Origin of the sequence: Allomuricauda sp. ARW1Y1 (genome assembly GCF_013407935.1) — a bacterium.
Taxonomy (GTDB): Bacteria; Bacteroidota; Bacteroidia; order Flavobacteriales; family Flavobacteriaceae; genus Flagellimonas.
This window is the reverse complement of record NZ_JACBZU010000003.1, coordinates 80,399-101,867: the sequence shown is the minus strand read 5'-3', so window position 1 is coordinate 101,867 and position 21,469 is coordinate 80,399. Positions and strand designations below refer to the sequence as shown.

The 21,469-nt window shown below is 43.9% G+C and carries 12 protein-coding genes; 5 read left to right on the top strand and 7 right to left on the bottom strand.

Annotated elements, in window-relative coordinates:
* Window positions 1–68 precede the first annotated feature (68 nt).
* The 5 genes from GGE08_RS09475 to GGE08_RS09455 all read right to left on the bottom strand — a co-directional run bounded on the left by GGE08_RS09475 (window position 69) and on the right by GGE08_RS09455 (window position 11,411).
* Window positions 69–3,221, bottom strand: a complete 3,153-nt coding sequence (locus tag GGE08_RS09475) for a glycoside hydrolase family 2 TIM barrel-domain containing protein (RefSeq protein WP_179384654.1) — start codon at window positions 3,219–3,221, stop codon at window positions 69–71.
* 461 nt (window positions 3,222–3,682) lie between these two features.
* Window positions 3,683–5,473 (bottom strand): PKD domain-containing protein, encoded by a 1,791-nt coding sequence (locus GGE08_RS09470; protein WP_218847526.1) that lies wholly within the window; start codon window positions 5,471–5,473, stop codon window positions 3,683–3,685.
* Window positions 5,474–5,517: 44 nt separating this feature from the next.
* Window positions 5,518–6,981, bottom strand: coding sequence for a RagB/SusD family nutrient uptake outer membrane protein (locus GGE08_RS09465; protein WP_179384652.1), 1,464 nt, complete (start codon window positions 6,979–6,981; stop codon window positions 5,518–5,520).
* A gap of 10 nt (window positions 6,982–6,991) precedes the next feature.
* Window positions 6,992–10,177: a SusC/RagA family TonB-linked outer membrane protein gene (locus GGE08_RS09460; protein WP_179384651.1), complete on the bottom strand. Its 3,186-nt coding sequence runs from the start codon at window positions 10,175–10,177 to the stop codon at window positions 6,992–6,994.
* Window positions 10,178–10,358: 181 nt separating this feature from the next.
* On the bottom strand, window positions 10,359–11,411 hold the full coding sequence (locus GGE08_RS09455) for a GntR family transcriptional regulator (RefSeq protein WP_179384650.1): 1,053 nt from the start codon (window positions 11,409–11,411) through the stop codon (window positions 10,359–10,361).
* A gap of 175 nt (window positions 11,412–11,586) precedes the next feature.
* Here GGE08_RS09455 and GGE08_RS09450 point away from each other — a divergent pair, with 175 nt between their 5' ends.
* The 5 genes from GGE08_RS09450 (at window position 11,587) to GGE08_RS09430 (ending at window position 19,112) form a co-directional block, all read left to right on the top strand.
* Complete coding sequence (locus tag GGE08_RS09450) at window positions 11,587–13,686, top strand: bifunctional aldolase/short-chain dehydrogenase (protein WP_179384649.1); 2,100 nt, start codon at window positions 11,587–11,589, stop codon at window positions 13,684–13,686.
* A 164-nt stretch (window positions 13,687–13,850) separates the two neighbouring features.
* Window positions 13,851–15,131 carry a TIM barrel protein gene (locus GGE08_RS09445; protein ID WP_179384648.1) on the top strand — a complete coding sequence of 427 codons (1,281 nt, stop codon included), beginning with the start codon at window positions 13,851–13,853 and terminating at the stop codon, window positions 15,129–15,131.
* Between the two features lie 10 nt (window positions 15,132–15,141).
* A complete protein-coding gene (locus tag GGE08_RS09440) occupies window positions 15,142–16,515 on the top strand; it encodes an FGGY-family carbohydrate kinase (protein ID WP_179384647.1) in 1,374 nt (457 codons plus the stop codon).
* 1 nt (window position 16,516) lies between these two features.
* Window positions 16,517–17,662, top strand: a complete 1,146-nt coding sequence (locus tag GGE08_RS09435) for an alpha-hydroxy acid oxidase (RefSeq protein WP_179384646.1) — start codon at window positions 16,517–16,519, stop codon at window positions 17,660–17,662.
* 40 nt (window positions 17,663–17,702) lie between these two features.
* Window positions 17,703–19,112, top strand: coding sequence for a cytosine permease (locus tag GGE08_RS09430; RefSeq protein ID WP_179384645.1), 1,410 nt, complete (start codon window positions 17,703–17,705; stop codon window positions 19,110–19,112).
* A 565-nt stretch (window positions 19,113–19,677) separates the two neighbouring features.
* On the opposite strand, the gene GGE08_RS09425 is transcribed toward GGE08_RS09430, so the two are convergent.
* Both GGE08_RS09425 and GGE08_RS09420 read right to left on the bottom strand, forming a co-directional pair.
* Window positions 19,678–20,418, bottom strand: a complete 741-nt coding sequence (locus tag GGE08_RS09425; protein ID WP_179384644.1) for a hypothetical protein — start codon at window positions 20,416–20,418, stop codon at window positions 19,678–19,680.
* Window positions 20,415–21,461 (bottom strand): alpha/beta hydrolase, encoded by a 1,047-nt coding sequence (locus GGE08_RS09420; RefSeq protein WP_179384643.1) that lies wholly within the window; start codon window positions 21,459–21,461, stop codon window positions 20,415–20,417. The genes GGE08_RS09425 and GGE08_RS09420 overlap by 4 nt, the downstream gene beginning before the upstream one ends.
* Window positions 21,462–21,469 lie beyond the last annotated feature (8 nt).

Genomic DNA, 21,469 nt, shown 5'->3' with positions numbered 1-21,469 from the left:
TTCCCTACAGGATATCGATCCTAATAGAAAGACTAGGGAAATGCCAATGATGTTAATGCGGAATGTTCTCATTTTGCTACTTGAATCTTAAAACTGTAATCATAAACCTTTGCGGGTATTCTAAATTCCTTGTGCGGCGCGGCGTCCATGCTCCAGGTATTATCTCCTCCGACCCCCATTTGCTTATGGTCTATGTGAAGGAATATCTTGTCTGAAAAACCCAGCTCTTCAATGCGGGTTGCCAGTTCCAATTGTTTTTGTGAAAAAGGTTTCGCACTAAAATTGATGGGTTGGTCCATACTTTCAATTTTTAGACCCAAATGATCTTGATTGGTCAGCGTAACCCAGTGGACATCCGTTTTGTTGCTGCTTTCTTGGGGTCGTACATAATAAGTAAAATCATCTTCAACATTGGCTGAATAACGGGCAATCAAAGCTCCCGACCTCTTATCGGCATAGGTTTCCCACGGTCCCCTACCCAACCATTCCATCCGATTGTAGCTGTTTGGAATACTGGTTTCCATTCCAATTCTAGGAATATCGGGCAAATCTTCCGAAGGAATCATCCTAAAGTGGATTTGCAAGGTATTGTTTTCTACAAATGTACAGGTCTGTTCCAGCCGCAAAGTAGCATCTGCAGTGGAATATTGGGTTTTTACCACTATGCCATTCCAGTACGGGTAACTTTCCATGTGTTCCAGTTCCAAACCATCTGTTATTTGCTTCCAAAAACCCTGTCGTTCAAGCAACCCAGAGGCAAGATCATTATCCGTTAGGGCTCTCCAAAAATTAGGTTTTAAGGGACCCGAAATCAGTGGGATTCCCTCATAAGTCATACGATTCAAATATCCTGTTTTACTATTGATACTGAATTCGGTATCGCCGCTTTTTACCACCCATTTAGTGGCATCCTTTACCATGCTTAACGTAGCTTCCCTTGCTTCCATATCCTTAGCGGGAATATGGCCCAAACTAAATTGCTGATGCGCTATGGAGTACCCTTTTTCGGCCCATAATTCATCTTGTTTGAGCAACAGGCTCAAGTTAAGATAATAGTGTTTTCCTGCTTTTCGCTCCACACTTGGTAACTTCAATTTGACAGCGCCACTGCCACCGGGCTGAATGGAAGGAGCAATTGTAAGCGCTTCCGCTATGATTTTACCATCTTCGGTAATCTCCCATTTCAAATTAAACCGATCGAGGTTGGTTCTAGAAAACCAATTCTTAAGAGTAATCTCTCCTTCCTCAAGGTTGTCGGGGATAAACTCCGCTCGCTGCCAAACATATTTTGCCTGCCAACCCCCTGATTTGATTTTCCCATCGGCAGAGATCAATCCTTTTTGAATCGGTAACAGGTCATCGTGTGCCTGATTGTAATCGGTTCCAAATTTCCACAAGGTTTTCCCATCTCCGGAAGGTTTGGTAATCAGTTGATCTCTCCAGTCCCACACGAATCCCCCAACCAATCGGTGATATTTTCTGATGGCCTCCCAATAACCAGCCAAATCACCGGTAGAATTTCCTTGTGAATGGGCATATTCGCACCAAATAATGGGTCGATTGTCTCCGGTCTGGGTCGCTAGGGCAACCATATCTTCCGTAAGACGGTACATTCTAGAAATAATATCCGTATAGACCCTGTCCTTAGGCTCTGGTGAAGGCCAGCGATAGCCATAAATGTTTTGGGCACCTTCATAGTGAACGGGCCTTGTGGGATCAAATTCCTTTATCCATGCTGAAATGGCGGCATGATTCGGACCAAAACCGGCCTCATTTCCTAGCGACCAACTGACGATACTCGGATAATTTTTGTCCCTTTCGACCATACGTATTCCTCGTTCCATAAATGCGGTATGCCAATCTGGGGAATTACTCGGTAAAGAACCAAGTCCATGGCTTTCTATATTTGCTTCATCCATCACATAGATACCATATTCGTCGCACAATTCGTACCAATAAGGGGGATTGGGATAATGTGAAGATCTTGAAGCGTTCACATTGAGCTTTTTCATTAGTTCCACATCACGTCGCATAGCTTCCTTGGTAACCGCTTTGCCCATAGTGGCATCCCAATCATGTCTGTTGACGCCATACAGGAGGACTGGGATACCATTAACCCTAAACTGACCGTCTTGTGTATCAATTTCCCTGAAACCGATACGTGTACTTCGTGCTTCCACCAGTTTCCCCTCTTCATCCCTTAACGCCAGCACCAAGGTATAAAGGTTGGGGTCTTCTGCCGACCATTTTTTTGGATTCCTAATGGTACGATCCATTAGGTTTTCAAAAGGACGGTTTCCTATTTGCGGATGATATTCGTTCAGCAGTTTGGCGACAGGGAGCGTAAAGGGGGAATCCAGAACAGCAGTGTTATCGGCATCGTACAGGTAAGCTTCGATCACATAGTTGGAAATGTCCTTGGAAGCATAATTTTTGATTTCTGGACGGATTTGTAATTGTGCATCCGTAAAGGTATCATCCAATTCGGTCCTGACCGCAAAATCATAAATCTGTACTTGAGGCGATGCCTCAAGATACACCTCCCTAGTGATGCCGCTCATCCTCCAATGATCCTGATCCTCTATATAGCTTCCATCACTCCATTGGAGTACCTGTAGCGCTATAAGATTGTCGCCTTGTCGGAGATAAGAAGTAATGTCAAATTCAGCTGGAAGCCTGTTGTCCTCACTATATCCAACGAATTGTGAATTGACCCAGACACGAAAAGCAGATGAGGCCGCACCGATGTGCAATGTGATTTGTTTGTTCTCCCAAGTCTCTGGCAAACTTACCACTTTTCGATAGGAACCGGTGGGGTTGTAGTCCTCTGGAATATGTGGAAAAGAAATTTGTATATCCTTCCAAATTTCTGGGGTCAATCGTTGCCAAGGCTTTCCATAACCCTGCAATTCCCAATTGGAGGGAACAGGAATGTTATCCCATGTCTCATCATTATAATCCTTTTTGTAAAATCCATCGGGCGCCAAATCTGGAGATGCTGTCCAGAAAAACCGCCATGCCCCGTTCAAGGATCTTTTAAAGGGCGATGCATCCCTATCGGCCTGTCTTGCAAGCTTTAGATCAGGATAGGAAATAGAGGTAGCCCTTGCAGGAAGCTTGTTTATTTTAACAATATCAGGTGTTTGCCACGGCATATTGCCCTGTGCCAAAACAACCAAGGGTATCAACAGAAAAAAAAACAAGAAAGTGATTTTATGCATACAGGGCCAATTGTTGGGGACAAGAAAAGAAATTGATTCAAAAAAAGTATCCTGCACTATACTGTTGCAAACAATACTGGCGATTGCCTTTGATCATAAGTTACAGAAAGCCAAGTACCGAGGGGCTACCGTACCACAATACCAACTATTGATTTATATCCACAAAACGTGATTATGACTGTTTCAGGGATTCTCTTTAGATGTGCCTAATTCACCTATGGTTGGTAATTCCCAATCGATTGAAAAGGAAAGATGACCCCTATTGTTTAAATGGAAAAGGCGGTACATCACAAAAAGGATATACCGCCAATTACTAACTCAAATCTAAAATACGATACAAAATAATTTTGTATTTCCGTTGCGCCCATCTTAGTTGATTTTGCAATAAATGATAAACGACTACGGCCAGTTGACACAAAGATTAACCTTATCAACAAGGTAGTATCATACTTCCACCACTCTTAATAGTTTTCAGGGGTAACATCTGCAAAACGATATCCCAAATAAATGTCATCGATTTTCGCAGTGGTGGTACCGCCACTAAACTTAAACCCTATGCCCTGCCAACCACCGTTCAGTTCAGGGGCCGCGAACGACACTGCCTCTGTTCCATTGGCTGGTGAAGTTCCAGGAGATGGATTGACAAAAACCCTTACCAAATCGGGGTCTGCTGTTCCATTGGTTTCAATTTTGGCCACCACCCATAGTGGACCATCTTCCACGGATACATCAGTAGCGTCTACATTGTTAAAAGGTCCGAAGGTCATAATACCAAGAGGTGCTCCTGCACTAATGGTTTTACCTATACCCAAAAATTGTCCATTGGGTCCACCTCCGCCAAAATCCTCTGCATCATTATCTACGAGCATGACAACCAATTCACCCGTATCATCAAGCGCACCACTAAATTCTGCTTGGAAGGCAAACCAATAGGTCCGTCCATCATCCAATATGGGTTCGGTCAACCCTCGTTTGTAACGTGAAGCACCGACACTGGCATCCAACAACATGGAATTCCCTGTTGTTTCCACGGAAAGTGTGCTGTTGACGATACCTCCCGACACCACATTCACATCACCACCAGATAACAACGTCCAAGGACCTGCCCATCCATTTGCTGCCGTACCCTGGCCATTCACAGAGGCATCAACGGTATAGTCATCAAAGGAATCAAATACCGCTGGTGGGAGCTCCACATAATTGAGTGGGGTAACTTCTTGATAGGTGTTGCCAACGTAAATATCATCGATCTTTACGCTAGAGGCATTGCCGCCTGTATATTTGAAGCCAACGCCCTGCCAGCCACCACTCAGTTCAGGAGCATTGAAGGTCACTGCTTCTGTGCCATCCACTGGTTCGGTTCCCGGAGTAGGATTGACAAACAATTTGACCACATCTGGATCTGCTGTACCGTTGGTTTCTATCTTGGCCACAAGCCACAGCGGACCTTCTGCAGTTTCGGTTGTTGCTTCCACATTGTTAAACGGCCCAAAAGTCATGACGCCGAGTGCTCCAGGAGTTATGGTTTTACCGATACCCAAGAATTGGCCATCACCGCCACCGGCTCCAAAATCCTCGGCATCGTTATCGACAAGCATTACCTGCACTTCACCACCATCCAGATCAGTATTGGCAAATTCTGCTTGAAAAGCAAACCAATATGTATTACCGTTATCCAGATAGGGAGTCTCAAAAATACGTTTGTAACGCGTATTTGCCCCGCTTGCATCCAATAAAAGGGAATTTCCGGTAGTGGCCACGGCAATGTCATTATTGACAACTCCACCTGTGACAACAGTAACGTCATCTCCAGTCAATTTCGTCCATGCACCTGCCCATCCATCGGAAGCAGCACCTTGCCCTTCGACACTAGCATTGACAGGATAACCATCAAATGTTTCGAAAACTACAGGAGGTAGGGGTACTTCAGGTTCAGTGACGGTAACCTCTCTTTGAAATTGATCTTCTCCAGCACCATTGCTGGTGGTAAGAACCACCATATAGGTACCACCTTCCTCGTAGGTATGGGTCGGATTTTCTTCTGTGGACGATTGCCCATCGCCAAAATCCCAATTGTAACTATTTGGATTATCTACCGACCCATTGCTAAAAGTAACGGTTAGATCGGTAACCTCAAACGTAAATAGAGTGTATGGTGCACCCAGGACTGGGTCATCCTCTTTGCATCCGACCCATAGAATAAGGGTCAGGACCGAAAGGAGCTTTAACGCAGTGTTGAACAAAGTCTTCATATTGTCAAGTTTTTTACTAATTAATATTGGCCAGATCCTACGAACTACCATCCTTCATTTTGTGTAAAACTAAATTCCTCCACTTGGCCTAGGGGGAGCCCCAACAAGGTTCTAATATTGGTATATGCCTCCACAGGGACTGTAGCTTTTTCAGCTTTCTGTTGAATACCATGAGCAGTCATGACTTCCACTGCCTTACCTGTGCGCAATAGATCAAACCATCTGTGATTTTCAAAAGCCAGTTCCCTTCTACGTTCATCGGCAATGGTCTGCTCAAGATCCGATGTTTCCTCCATACTCAAACTGGGGTCTGGCATAGATCTGCCCCTTACCTCCAATAATAAAGGAATCGGGTCACCTCCACCTGTTTCTGCATAACACTCGGCCAACATCAAAAGGGCATCGGCATAACGGAACATCGGGAAGTTAACATCCTGCAAGCCTTGATCTTCAAACCCATAATTGAATTTGCTCATCCAAGGCTCCACTGTAGTCCCATCATCATAAAAAGAAATATTATGCGTAAAACGAGTGTCATCGGCATCGTATAAGTCGATCAAACTCTGGGTGGGCTGGTTTTGTCCCGCCCTTGAGCCCGCTGGTCCGCTGTCCCCAAGAATATCGTTTCCACTATTAAATGGAACAAAGCGCGACACAAAGTTGGACGCCTGTCCCAGTGCAAAGGAATATTGGATCTCAAATACCAGCTCACTGTTATTCTTGTTGTCGGGAGCAAATACACTGGCATAGTCAGCCTGTAAGGAATAGCCCAAACCTTGCATTTCTTCCAACAATTCCTCAGCCGCTTGAAATTCTTGAAGCGCCATGTGCATTTTAGCCTTGAGCATCAAGGCCGCACCCCTTGTAGCTCGACCGCTTTCCGTATTTCCGGGGTTCGGTAAAAAATCAATGGCCAATTGTGCATCTGCCATAATATTTTCATAGACCTGTGCCACAGGTACCCGCTCCAAGAATTCATCGGATAATATCTCATCTGGAGTATCACCCGCCGAGGTCACGTAGGGCACATCGCCAAAGAGTTGTACCAAATTAAAATAGAACCAGCTTCGCAGGAACAAAATCTCACCACGACGAACGTCCCTCAAAGCTTCATTGTTGAAATCAACACGATCAATGTTCTCCAAAGCAAAGTTTGCCCTAGAAATACCCGAGTAACTGGTGTTCCAATATCCAGCAAGGTTTGGATTGGCCGATAGCATCAAAAACAAATCGACTTCTTCATCGTTGATTCCACCCCTATCGGCAGGATTGAATTGAAAACTGGTATTATCGGATCGGTTTTCACCAAAACGCCAATGGGCGCCGTTCATGAGACCACGATTGGTATTGTAGATTCCCGCTACGGCCTCATTTATTTGTGCTTCGGTCTCAAAGAAGTTTTGGGGAGTCCGAAACGTTTCGGGAGTTTCGTCCAAAAAGTCATCACAGCCCATAAAAAGGAATACCGTGGTCACTAGTAAGATTGATGTTATGATATTGTTTTTCATCACAGTATTTTTAAAATGTAACATTTACACCAAGCGTGTAGATTCTTGAAATAGGATACGCCCCGTAGTTCACATTCCTTACCAGGGCCGTATCACCGGAACGGTTGATTTCAGGGTTGCCCATATCATACTCGGTAAACAAGAATGGGTTTTGGATACTGGTATAGATCCGTGCATTCTTGAAAACGTTTCCAATGAGCTCACCTTTAAGATTATAGCCTAGGGTGATATTTCTGACCCAGAGGTAATCCGCATCGTCAACTGAAAGAGAGTTGGGCAGACGGAATCTTTGTCTGCTGATGTCACTGGCAGTACCAGGTATGGTGCTAGTGGCCGGATTGTCGCCTGGACGCCAGCGTTCCAATTGTCTTCTGTCGACGTTGAAAACGCCATCCTGATTACCATTATATTGGTTGGTACCATTAAATATCTGTTGACCTACGGCTCCCGAAAATATGATGCTCAAATCCAAATCCTTATAACGGAAGTTATGCACCATACCATAGATGAAATCGGGATTGGGATTTCCTATGATTATAAAATCTTCCTCATCCCCCAAAACACCGTCTCCGTTGCCATCCTCATATTTCAATGAACCCTCAACTGCCCCAGGGTATTTGGGAACATTGGGATCATCGATTTCGGCCTGCGTAAACAACCCAGTAACATTGAAGCCACGATAAAGTCCGACTTCTTCACCGACCGCTGTTTCCGTAAAGGTTCGTGCGATAGCGCCTCTTCTAATAAAACCGGATTCAGCGGCAAGTTCAAGAACTTTACTGCGGTTACGGGTAAAATTAAAATTGGCATCCCATTGAAAATCATTGCCATTTAACACATTACTTAAACGGAGCTCCACTTCCACACCTTTATTTTCAATACTTCCCAGATTGGTCAGAATATTGCTAAAACCTGAAGTTGTCGGCAAGGGCAATCCAGAAAGAAATCCCTCTGTCTCAATATCATAATAATCGATTCCCAAGAAAATTTTATCGTTTAAAAAGCCCAGATCAAGACCTAAATTGAGTTCTTTTGCCTCCTCCCAAGTTAACAACGAATTTGGCAATTCAGAAACCGCGCTACCCGGCGCAAGCTCACCACCCAAGATATAGTCTGGGCCACCAGAAATCGTCCCCTGTGCCTGAAAGTTCCCAATATTGGCATTACTACCACTGATACCATATCCCCCTTCAAGTTTAAACTCGGAAACTGTATTTTTAAGTTTTTCCCAAAAGGGCTCGTTGGATATACGCCATGCCGCTGCCACGGATGGGAAATTTCCATATCTGGTATTGGCACCAAAGCGTGAAGAGCCGTCCCTACGGATGGTTCCAGTTACATAATATCTATTTTTATAGGCGTAATCCAATCTACCAATAAGTGATACCAAACTGTTCTCGCCGGAATCCCCGCCCCCTGTAAAGTTATTGACGTTTTCAGGGTCTGTATTCCCTGAACTTGGAATGGTAATGGATTCATCGATGATATTCACCGCATTGATGCTGGTGTTATCAAATCTTCTGTTTTCCATGGTAAAACCAGCTAGTACATCAATCCGATGTGCATCAGCTATTGTTGTGGAGTACGTCAGGGTATTTTCCCAAATCCAATTAAAGTTGGTGGACTCACCTATACTGGCACTAGCTTGCCTAGTCCCCAATAGATTTGGTGTCAAAGCGCCTTCACCAGGGAAATCAGAAGGTTGAAATGCCGTACTTCTTCGATCGGTGTACTGAATGGACCCAAAGGTTTTAGCCGTCAGTCCTTCCATCAAATCCACTTCCACAAAGGAACCAGCCAATAATTGATTGGTTCGTCTGTTATCTTCCCTGCCGGTCATTAAGTACACCGGGTTTACATTATAAAAAGGTATTAACTGCCCTAATGCCACATTGGTCAATTCGCCATTTTCATCGAAAACAGGTGCAGAAGGATCGGTCCACCGGGACAAAGGTACGGCGGCAAAGATATTAAAGTTATTGGCACCGGCATCTGTCCTGCCACCAGTGGCGAGAATTTGTGTAGGTGCCAAATTCAGACCAAATCGAATGTTGTCAGTTACGTTGACATCCAGATTTGCCCTAATACTATAGCGTTTAAAATTGGTATTGATCAAAGTACCATCCTGATTGGTATAGTTTGTTGAAATATTGTACCGTACATTTTCCGTACCTCCGTTAACCCCAATATTGTACTCTGAAATGGGAGCACTTCGAGTTATTTCATCAAACCAATTGGTCCCTTCACCTAATTCTCCCAACCGAATCAAGCGGTCCAAATCCGCTATTTCGTTCGGTCCCAAAGCTCCCGTGGCAAAAAGTTTATCTTCAAAAAATTCTATTCGATAGCGTCTCAATTCTTCCGCATTCAATACATCCGGCTGTTCAAATTCAGGAATGGACTGAAAGCCCGTGGACGTGCCGAAAGTAATGGTCGGTTTGCCTCTTTTTCCACGTTTGGTCGTAATGACCACAACACCATTGGATGCCCGAGATCCATAGATGGCCTTGGCAGATGCGTCCTTAAGTACACTTATGGATTCAATACTGTTTGGGTCGATGGAACTGAGCACAAAATTATCCCTTTGGCTATCCACATTTCCCAAGGGTATTCCATCCACCACATATAATGGAGCATTATTGCCGCCTGTAGAAGCAACACCTCGAATCAGGATTTCAGGCCCCCCACCGGGCGCACCGTTTTGCCGTAATTGCACCCCTGAAACTTGACCCGAAAGTGCCTGCTCAAACGTAGTGATGGGCTGTTCTTCAATACCTTTGGCTTGAATGGTGGATACCGCTCCGGTCAAATCCTCCCGGTTACGAGTACCATAGCCAATAACCACTACTTCATCCAGTTGGGCCGTATCCTCCTTCAAAGCGACATTTATGGAACTTCTTCCATCAATAGCTACCTCCTGCTGAATCATACCGACATACGAGAACACAAGGACATTCTGTGCTTGTGGTACTGAAATGGTGTAGTTGCCATCAAAATCCGTGGATACACCAATGGGCAGCCCCTTGACCACCACACTGGCTCCTGGCAACGGCATCCCATCGGGACCCGTTACATTACCATTGATTGTTCTTTCTTGGGCAAAGGCGGAGAATATGCCTAAAACCGTGAAAAGAAAAAGAAAAAAAGATGCTTTCCGAATGTCAAGATAGCACCTTTCCATTGACATTTCTTTCATAATGTTGAGTTTAGTTAATTTATGCGTAATTGTTTCTTGGTATGGGTGAATTGAACGTAATGTGTACGGTATACACTACCAAACCTACCTCCAATAGTAACATGATAAAAAAAGAAATCTATCCTGTACTGTACTGTAGGGTCAATAAGTGTTTGCGAAAAAAAGCCTTTTGGATATCGGTCTACAAGGACTTTCGATGGATAAAGTTAAAGTCGTTCAAAACGGTCTCCCGCTTATTTTCAAGTATCATTCGCGCCGCCTTTTCTCCCATTTTTGTAAAGTCTGTACTGATCACGGTTATACCTAAAAGTTCTTTCAAAGGGGTGTCGTTATAAGAGATGACGCCAATGTCTTTTCCCAATTCCAAATGGGCATCCCTGACTTGTTTTACCAAATTGACCAAATCGGTTTCAGCAATGGTAATATAAAGGTCCTTGTTTTGAAGCTCCATCCCTTCATAAATTTCGTCCAAAACCTCAAAGTCGAAATCATGATGAATACAGAATTTTTTGAATCCCACCACGATATCCTTGGGATAGGGGTATAAAGCTTTGCTGGGGTAAACGAGAACCATTTTCTTGTACTTGTCTATTTTGGAAAGACCCGTATTTAAGGCATTGTATATATCATCCTTGAAATCCTGGAATATACGGCCTGTTTTTAAGGACAGGGTCTCTATGTCCCTGTCAAGTATAATTAATTTTTCAGGGGGAATACTCCTGATCAGCTGTAAAATCTCCTCGGAGCAGCCAGTGTGATGCCGATGGGCATCCTTGAAATGGGCCATGATAACAAAATGGTCATATTCCTTTAGCTTGCGTTCCAGGATATCGGAAAATACAGATGGCTCACAGTGATAAATATCCAAATCTACTTTTGTATCGCTACCAATGGCCTGTACGAAAGAATTATATATCCGCATTTTATAATTGCTCAGTTTATTGATCAAAAAGAGTACGCTCCTTTTTGATTTAATATCCGTCTCTGCCACATAAAAGCCCTTTCCCCGCACTGAAACTATAATCCGTTGCTCCTTTAAAATAGTATACGCTTTTTCCACGGTGTCCCTGGACAACAGACATTCTTCACTCACTTCATTGATCGATGGTATTTTATCCCCATACGCAAGATCCCCATTCGCAATACTTGTTACCAAGGAATCCACAATTTGTTTGTATTTTGGAATACGTGAATCAACATCAACCTTTATGTGCCCAACTGAATTTATGTTCATGTGTAAACAATTGTTCCTGATTTTAGGGTATGAAGATAATGTAATTTATTTGCAGCCTGTCCCAAAAAATAAGGACACCTACACAACCCATTATCACCCAAATGTTATCGAACAGTATAGTACAGGATGCTTATCCTATGGCATTGCTGTACATTCGAAATCAAAATAGTAAATAATGCAGACTAAAGTTTTTAAGCATGTAGATTATTTGTGGGATGACCAAAAAGCGGCAGCGCTAGGCGATGATCAGGTAGGCCTGTTTTTGTACCGCTCAAATATTCTTGGTGCCGATCTTAGGATTACCAACTATGGAGGTGGTAATACCAGTTGTAAGACCATGGAAAAGGATCCGTTGACCAATGAAGAGGTCGAAGTGATGTGGATTAAAGGATCTGGAGGTGATATTGGTACCCTGACCCGATCGGGAATCGCCGGCTTGTATACCCAACGTTTAAGAAACTTAAAGAAAGTTTATACCGGACTTCACGATGAGGATAGGATGGTGGGCCTATTTAACCATTGTATCTATGACTTGGACAGCCGTGCGCCTTCCATCGACACCCCTTTGCATGGCCTGTTGCCCTTTAAGCACATTGATCACTTACACCCCGATGCTTTGATTGCCGTTGCAGCTGCCGAAGACAGTGAAAAAGTGACCAAGGAAATTTGGGGAGACACCATGGGCTGGGTGCCATGGCAGCGACCAGGCTTCGACCTTGGGCTTCAATTGGAAAAGTGCTTGAACGAGAACCCTGGTATACGCGGTATAGTGCTGGAAAGCCATGGTCTGTTCACATGGGGTGACACTTCATATGAATGCTACATCAACAGTCTGGAAGTCATCGAAATGGCTTCTGAATATATTGCAAACAAAACAAAATCGAAGTATCAAATTTTTGGTGGTGAAAAGATTAAATCACTCCCCTCAGAGGCCAGAAAACAAAAAGCGGCACAATTGATGCCTTTGCTACGTGGATTATGTTCCTCCGAGAACCGAATGATCGGGCATTTTACCGATGCCGATGTGGTTATGGAGTTCATTAATAGCCATGACCTGGAAAGACTGGCGCCGATGGGAACCTCATGTCCCGATCATTTTTTGCGCACTAAAATACAACCCTTGGTACTTCCGTTGGATACCGAAGAGAACCTATCCAATAGCGGTGACATTCTCAAAAAACTGGAACCAGCATTTGAACAATACCGAAGCCAGTATCGCAAATACTATGATACGTGCAAGCACGATAACAGTCCTCCGATGCGAGACCCCAACCCGGTCATCATTATCTATCCGGGAATTGGGATGTTCAGCTTTGCCAAAAACAAGCAGACCACCCGTGTGGCGAGTGAATTCTATATCAATGCCATCAACGTAATGCGCGGCGCAGAAGCCATTTCGGCATACACCTCCTTGCCATGGCAAGAGGCATTTAATATCGAATATTGGCTATTGGAAGAGGCGAAATTGCAACGGATGCCCAAAGAGAAGCCTTTGTCCAGAAAAGTGGCCTTGGTCACTGGTGCTGGAGGCGGAATCGGTAAGGCCATTGCCGATAAACTTACCGAACAAGGGGCCAATGTGGTTTTGACGGATATCGCCGAAGACCGATTAAAAGAGGCCATGGAAACCTACCCAAGGGATACAGCAAGCTATGCCGTGTGTGATGTGACCAACTCAGTATCCATAGAAGATGCTTATAAGTCCGCTTGTTTGGAATTTGGGGGCGTGGACCTGATCGTACACAGTGCAGGTTTGGCCATTTCAAAACCCTTGGCAGAGACCACCGAGCAAGACTGGGACTTACTTCAAAACGTACTGGTAAAAGGACAGTTCGAGCTCTTTAAACAAGGAGTGGACATTATGAACAAGCAAGATTTGGGCGGAGATATCATCAGCATCGCCAGCAAAAATGGTTTGGTGTCCGGACCCAACAACGTGGGCTACGGAACCGCCAAAGCGGCACAGCAACACATGGTCCGTTTATTGGCAGCAGAATTGGGCGGTAAAGGAATACGTGTGAATACGGTAAATCCCGATGGCGTTATCGTAGGAAGCAAAATCTGGGAAGGTGAATGGGCCGAAGGCCGTGCCAAGGCCTATGGCATTGAAGTGGAAGACCTGCCAGCCCACTATGCCAAACGAAACCTGCTCAATGAAATTATATATCCAGAAGATATAGCCAACGGTGTATTCGCTTTTGTAGGGCTATTGGATAAAAGTACTGGAAACATTATCAATGTAGATGGTGGCATGGCCAACGCATTTACACGATAGTCAATGACTCTTATTCCATGACCAAATAAAAATATGGAATTACGAAAATGACAGGGGCTGACCAACACCTTTGTCAGATTACTTACTAGTTGGTTAGTTTAGTTACGTTGATCCGCTGGTTGGCTTTATGCATACCGGCGGATTTTTTCAAAAAAATAGTATGTATGATTCTCGATAAAGAACGGATTGCCCACCAACATCAAAATAGCTTGGACCAACACCATCAAAGTTTTGATTTTTTGGCCAATACCCTATCCAAAAAAGGTTTTGATGTTGAACATATCCTAAAGAAAATAAGCGATTTTCAAGTAGCCATTCCCAGTTGGGCCTTGGGTGCAGGAGGAACACGCTTTGGTCGTTTCTCATACCATGGTGAACCGGGCACTTTGGAGCAAAAAATTGAGGACGTTGGACTCATTCATGCGCTTACCAGATCAGCAGGCGCCATTTCCCTGCACATCCCTTGGGACGTGCCGGAAGATGCCGAAAAGATAAAGACATTGACCAAATCGTTGGGGCTCACTTTTGATGCCATGAACTCCAATACCTTTCAAGACCAACCCGACCAAAGGCATTCCTATAAGTTCGGGTCCCTCTGCAGTACGGACGATAATGCGAGGCTACAGGCCATACAACACAATATCGATGTCATTCGACTGGGCGAAAAATTAGGGTCCAAAAGTTTGACCGTATGGCTGGCCGATGGTTCCAGTTTTCCCGGACAGAACAACTTCCAGACCGTACTCAAAAATACGCAGGACAGTTTGCAGCAAATCTACAGTACCTTACCCGAGGATTGGAAGCTCTTTATTGAATACAAACCGTACGAGCCTAATTTCTATAGCACGGTAATCCAAGATTGGGGCACTTCCTTTATGTTGGCCAATGAATGTGGTCCAAAAGCCTATACCTTGGTCGATCTGGGCCACCATTTGCCCAATACCAATATTGAACAGATAGTCGCCACTTTAATGATGAAGGGCAAGTTGGGAGGATTTCATTTTAACGATAGCAAATATGGGGACGACGACCTTACCGTAGGGAGCATCAAACCGTATTCCCTATTTTTGATTTTCAACGAATTGGTGTACGGCATGGAAAACAATCCACAGAATCCCTACCCTGCTTGGATGATCGATGCCAGTCACAATCTAAAAGACCCTTTGGAAGATTTGATGCAGTCATTGGAGGCCATACGCTCGTCCTACGCAAAAGCATTATTGGTAGACCAAAAGGCCCTTCGTGATGCACAACAGAACCATGATGTGACCTTGTGCCAGGAAATTTTACAGGAAGCCTATCTTACGGATATACGCCCACTATTGGAGCGGGCCAGGATATCCAACGGAGGAGCGCTAAACCCATTGGACACTTACAGAAATTTGAAAGTTCGCAAAAAATTGGTGGACGAAAGAGGCAAACATACCATGGCAACAGGCCTATAATCCAAAGCAAATGGCACAAGAAGTAATTGCGGTTTTTGACATTGGTAAGACCAATAAAAAATTTTTCCTTTTTGATATGGACTTTAGGGAAGTCCATCGCGATTACACCTATTTGGAAACCATTGAAGATGAGGATGGACACCCCACCGAGAACCTGAAAGCACTTGAGAGTTGGGTACAACGTACTTTTCAAGACATACTCAAAGCAAAGGATTACAAAATAAAGGCGGTCAATTTTTCATCCTATGGCGCAAGCTTTGTCCATTTGGATGATATGGGAAAGGTGGTTACACCTCTCTACAATTATACAAAGCCTATCAATGCAGCCATCATTGACAAGTTCTATGCGCAGTATGGACCCGAGATACAGTTTTGTAGGGAAACAGGCACCACCCGGGAGGGTATGCTCAACTCGGGCATCCAATTGTATTGGTTAAAACACGAAAAACCGGACGTATTTTCAAAAATCAAACATTCACTTCATTTAACACAATATCTAAGCTATTTGTTTACGGGAATTCCGGTCAGTGAATATACCAGTATCGGTTGCCATACTGCGCTTTGGAACTATGAAAAGCAGGATTATCACGACTGGGTCTATCAAGAGGAAATCCATAAGATATTGCCATCGATAGTGGATACGGGTACCAGTATCAACTCCAAACTCTTTGGTCACCAAATCAAGATAGGTGTGGGCATCCACGACAGTTCAGCTGCCCTTTTGCCCTATATCCGCAGTATTGACAAAAAATTCCTGCTGCTTTCTACAGGAACCTGGAGCATTGCCCTCAATCCATTTTCAAAACAACTCCTGACGGACGAGGATACGGATTCCAATTGTATCAACTACATGCGTATCAATGGAGCTCCCGTAAAAGCGGCACGCTTGTTTTTAGGCCATGAATACAATCTTAAAATCAAGGAACTTGAAAAGCACTTTAACGTGGGTGACAATTATCACCAGTCTGTCATGTTTGATCCAAACATTTATCAGAAACTAAAAGATAATTTTTTACATAGGTTTGACTGGAGTAGCCTTGAGGTTACAAAACCTAAGTCCGTTGCCGCCATGGACTTTAACTCTTATGAAGAGGCTTATCACCAATTAATGATAGAGTTGATGGAATTACAGATAGATAGTATAAAACGTGCCATTGGAAAGGAGCATATCAAACAGTTGTACGTTGACGGGGGCTTTGCCAATAATCAAATTTTTGTGGAATTATTGGCCAAAGGCCTTAACCATATGGAAATCAAGACTACCGACGCATCTCTTGGGTCCGCCCTAGGAGCCGCCATTGCCATTTCCAATGTGGAATTGGACCAAAAGTTCCTCGAAAAAAACTATGCTTTAAAAAAACACAGCCCCTTAATTACCAATTGATATGGCCCAAAGTTTCGATACCCGATATCCTTCCGTTGACGATCTGAGGGAAAAAGCCCAAAAAAGAATCCCACGCTTTGCCTTCGAATACTTGGACGGTGGCTGCAACGAGGATGTGAACATCCGTAGAAATACCTCGGAAATACGGGACATTACCCTAAAGCCCACCTACATCAAGGAATTTAAAGGTGCCTCTATAAAGACCACACTTTTCGGGGAAGAATACGATGCCCCCTTTGGTGTCGCCCCCGTGGGTCTACAAGGCTTGATGTGGCCCAATTCACCTGAAATACTGGCCAAAGCGGCCAACAAACACAATGTGCCCTTTATCCTAAGCACCGTGACGACCATGGATATTGAGCGGGCCAGCGAACTTACCGAAGGTAAGGCTTGGTTCCAATTGTACAATCCAGCGGAGGACGCGGTCAGAAATGATATTTTGGATAGGGCAGCAGCTGCGGGATGCCCTGTTTTGGTGCTGCTTTGCGACGTACCCACCTTTGGTTACCGACCCCGCGATTTTAAAAACGGATTGGCCCTGCCCCCGAAGATGACAATGGCCAATATGCTTCAAGTATTGGGCAAGCCAACTTGGGCCATGCAAACACTTAAATATGGCATACCCACATTTGAGACCTTGCGGCCCTACACCCCTGAAGGACTCAATCTAAAGCAATTGGGCAAGTTTATGGACAAAACCTTCTCCGGAAGGTTAAACGAGGAACGCATCAAACCCATAAGAGATAAATGGAAAGGAAAGTTGGTGTTGAAAGGGGTGGCCTCAGAGGAAGATACCGAACAGGCCATTCGGTTGGGATTTGACGGTATTATTGTTTCCAACCATGGCGGACGACAATTGGATGCGGGGGAATCTACCATTGCCCCACTGACACGTATTGCCGCGAAATACAAGGACCAGATTACCATAATGATGGACAGTGGCATGCGCTCCGGTCCGGATATGGCACGAGCACTGGCCAGAGGGGCCGAATTTACATTCATGGGACGCTCCTTTATGTACGGAGCTGCAGCCTTGGGCAAGAAGGGGGGCGACCATACCATGACCATATTAAAAGTGCAATTACAGCAAATCATGGATCAATTGTGTTGTGAGGATATTGGTGACCTACATAAGCACCTGATCTAACCAGCATTCACCTAAGAAATAACGATACAAACCAAACCGCATGAGCCAATACAATATTGATGAAGAAATCGAGGAAATCGCAGGTGGCGAATTCGAAAGGGAACCAGTGCCCCAATCAAAACTTAAAAGCTGGAAAAGCTTTTTGGGAATGTATGCCGGTGAGCATGCAGCAGGCACCGAGTTTGTAATCGGGCCACTCTTTTTGACCACAGGGGTCAGCGCCTTTGATTTAATTATCGGACTTCTTTTGGGGAACCTGCTGGCCGTGCTCAGTTGGCGTTTCCTTACCGCCGAAATAGCCGTTAAATATCGGCTCACGCTCTACTATCAATTGGAAAAGATCGTGGGCAAAAATTTAGTGACGGTTTACAATCTGGCCAATGGCATCCTTTTCTGTTTTCTGGCGGGAGCCATGATTACGGTCTCGGCCACGGCCGTTGGTATTCCTTTTGATATGGAAATGCCCAAGTTGACCGATACCATGCCGAACGGAATTACCTGGATCATCATCGTTTTGGCCATTGGGGCCGTAATCTCCATTATTGCGGCCAAGGGTTATGAAACCGTTTCCAAGGCGGCCAACTATATGTCCCCCATCATAGTGCTGGCGTTTTTGGCGAGCGGCATTGTGGCTTTGCGCGATCTTGATGTGAACAGTTTCTCTGATTTCTGGAATATTTGGGGAGAAGGCAGTGAACCTTTTCCAGGGCAAATCAAATATACCTTCTGGCATGTTGCCATTTGGTCTTGGTTCGCGAATGCGGCCATGCACGTGGGCATGTCCGACCTCTCCGTGTTCCGGTTTGCCAAAAAGGCAAGTTCTGGATGGACCACTGCGGCAGGGATGTATGTAGGCCATTATATGGCATGGATCGCTGCGGCACTACTTTATGCCGTTTACTTGGAATCACCAGAAGCACAAGCTACATTGGCCGGTGGAAACGCTCCCAATGTAGCTCCCGGTCCCCTAGCCTACAATGCACTGGGAATCTTTGGCGCCATCGCCGTGGTGCTGGCAGGGTGGACAACGGCCAACCCTACCATTTATAGGGCAGGTTTGGCATTTCAAGCGATCATCCCTAAAACCTCTACTTTTTGGGTTACCATCATCGCGGGCAGCGTAGCGACCTTAGCTGGACTCTTTCCTGCATTTGCGATGAAGTTATTGGACTTCGTGGCACTCTATGGCTTTATTTTGGCACCTATGGGAGCTATTATCGTGTTCGAACACTTTTATGGGAAGAAATCGAATATCATACTGGATTATGCGGAAAAAATGAATATGAAATTCAATCGTGCGGTGTTTTGGGCATGGGCCATCAGCTTCGGGATTTGCTATGGTATTTCTGTTTACTTTGATGTCTTTTTATCCTTTATGACCTTGCCCGCTTGGTTACTTTGTGGTGCACTTTTTTTGTTGATGTCCAAGAAGAGGCGTATGTCGCATTGATCCTTTGCAATTTTATTCGTCCATTCTATTTATTATAGTCTTCTCAGGACTAAGTGTTTTAAACGCCTTCATGGGCTGAGAGAATCAAACTTATAGCTCAAAAACTGCAAAGCATAGGCTATAAACGCTCTTTTTATAGACTAAAAGGCTAAGATTTATGAATCCATATCCTGCATCAAAGAAGACTGAATGCAACAAAACAGGCTGACCTGTACTATTTGTTAAGTATGCACATAGTTGTAGATGGGTGTGAAGTTGATTTTCATAAATCTAACATGTATGACTTTATATGATATAAAAAGAAATTTAGGTAATGACTGGCTTTCTAGGTTCTTTCAACAAAATCGAAATTAAATCAACAAGGATGGACGATCCACCATTTTCACAAATCAAAACGGGTACTTTAATTAACCGATAGATACTTTGCTTATTTGGGAAACTATTTTTATTAAATTCTGATCACTAACACCAAGCCTGGACCAATACCAAACCCTTATATTTTTTGGTAGCAGTTTTAAATCAAAACATAAAAAACTCTCTCAATCCACAACCAGTAAAAGATGTATTAAATCACCAACTTTTTATAACGAAACCTTCCGTAGAAAAAATCACGCATCTGCAAGACTTTGTGCGTTTGCTTATCTACCCAAAATTCGCTCCATTGATTCTCATTGTGGTCTATTTTCAGTACCCAACAGCTGAATTCTTGGTCATTAATGGACAGCTTTTCTTCCCTTACCTTTTGATAGGTATGGTATTCAGGTTTTGATTTGGAACCCGGATGATAAAAATTGATGTCAAACTGCTTGTAGTCCTCAAATGGAAGCATACCAAGTATTTCCAAGTCCAATTCCCAATTAAAAGCCAAAGCCGTATTTTCCATGGTAAAGCGAACTTGGTTATGCTTGATGGTATCGTTGTCCGTAAAGACCTTATCATCTTTAAAGTGGTAATACTTGCGCAGCTCATCTTTTCGGCTTTCACCCAAACCATTTACAACGATTTCTTCTGAAAGAGGCTGAAATCCTTGACCCGTCCTAATCGTATACCTATGGACTTCTTTGTAGTTCTGCCGAACCCAGCTAATAGTATAGGTATTTTCAACAGTCTGCCGTATATCCCTGTCCCAAACCTCTATATTGTATTTGGGGGTATCCGGCCCATTCTGGAAATACACAAGGTAAGTACTGCGCTCCAATCGTAGTCGATATAGATTGAGGTTGTTGTTTTTGGTATTAATTTGAATCGTTTGACAACTGGCACCGTAGGAAAGTAGTACACAAAAAACTGCAATGAATCTTTTCATGATTGGGGTTTTATATGGTTTAAAATAATCGCATGGAATTCTTCCGGTTGATCCAAAAAGGACTCATGTGCGGCATTTTGAATGATTTTAAGTTTTGAATCGGTTAGCAATTGATGGGCATCTTCCATTTCTTCCGGTACTGAAATCGCATCATATCTGCCGGTAATCAATAGAATAGGCTTCTGGATTTTGGGCAAAAAAGCCCATAGTGGCGTTTGTCTGTTTTCATCCCACAACTTTTTTTGAGCATACCAGAGGTGATCACCAACGAATTTATTGTCCTTATTGTTCAAGTATTTGATGGGATTATAGGGCCGAGCGAAAACAGTTTTGAAAACCATGCCCAATCCAATGCTACGCTTGGCCGGGTCAAAAGCACGGTCAATATAGGCATTCCATCTTTTGGAGTCTTCTGCGGTATGGATAGAATCCCGATTCGCCATCCATTCAAATGCCTCTTCCCAATACCCCGTATTACCAGTATCGGCCATTTTTTCCTGGGCCAAGTTTTTAAGATATAGTGGACGATAGTAATTGTACCGTTTTGAAGAGAAATCCGTGGTAATGGGCGTATTAAAAGCTATACCTCCAGTGATAAACCCACTTTCTTCGGGAAATCTACCCAGTGTTTCCAACACATGTCTGCCCCCATTGCTATGACCAAATAGATATATTCTTGCATTGAATTTCTCTTTTAAGGATTGTGCAATTTTTAGGATATCCTTCAAGTTTTGAATTTGGTTAATGTTAGACGTATCTATTTTCTTTACCGGTTTATTAAGACCTCTTTGATCGAAATAAGCGATGGCAACATGCTCTTCCAATGTTTTTTTCCATCTCGGATAGTCCGAACGTCCAAAATCGATACCGTTGGCTGCATCACCTCCCTGAACATATAGTAGAATGGTCTTATCATCTAAATTACCCCGGACGAAAACAGGTAAATTTTTAGAGACAGGTTCTACATAGTAAAAGGTTTTGATGTGTTGTGCTAGACCCACTTTACAAAGCAGGAGTATTAAAAATGTGACTATAGGTTTCATGGTATTGA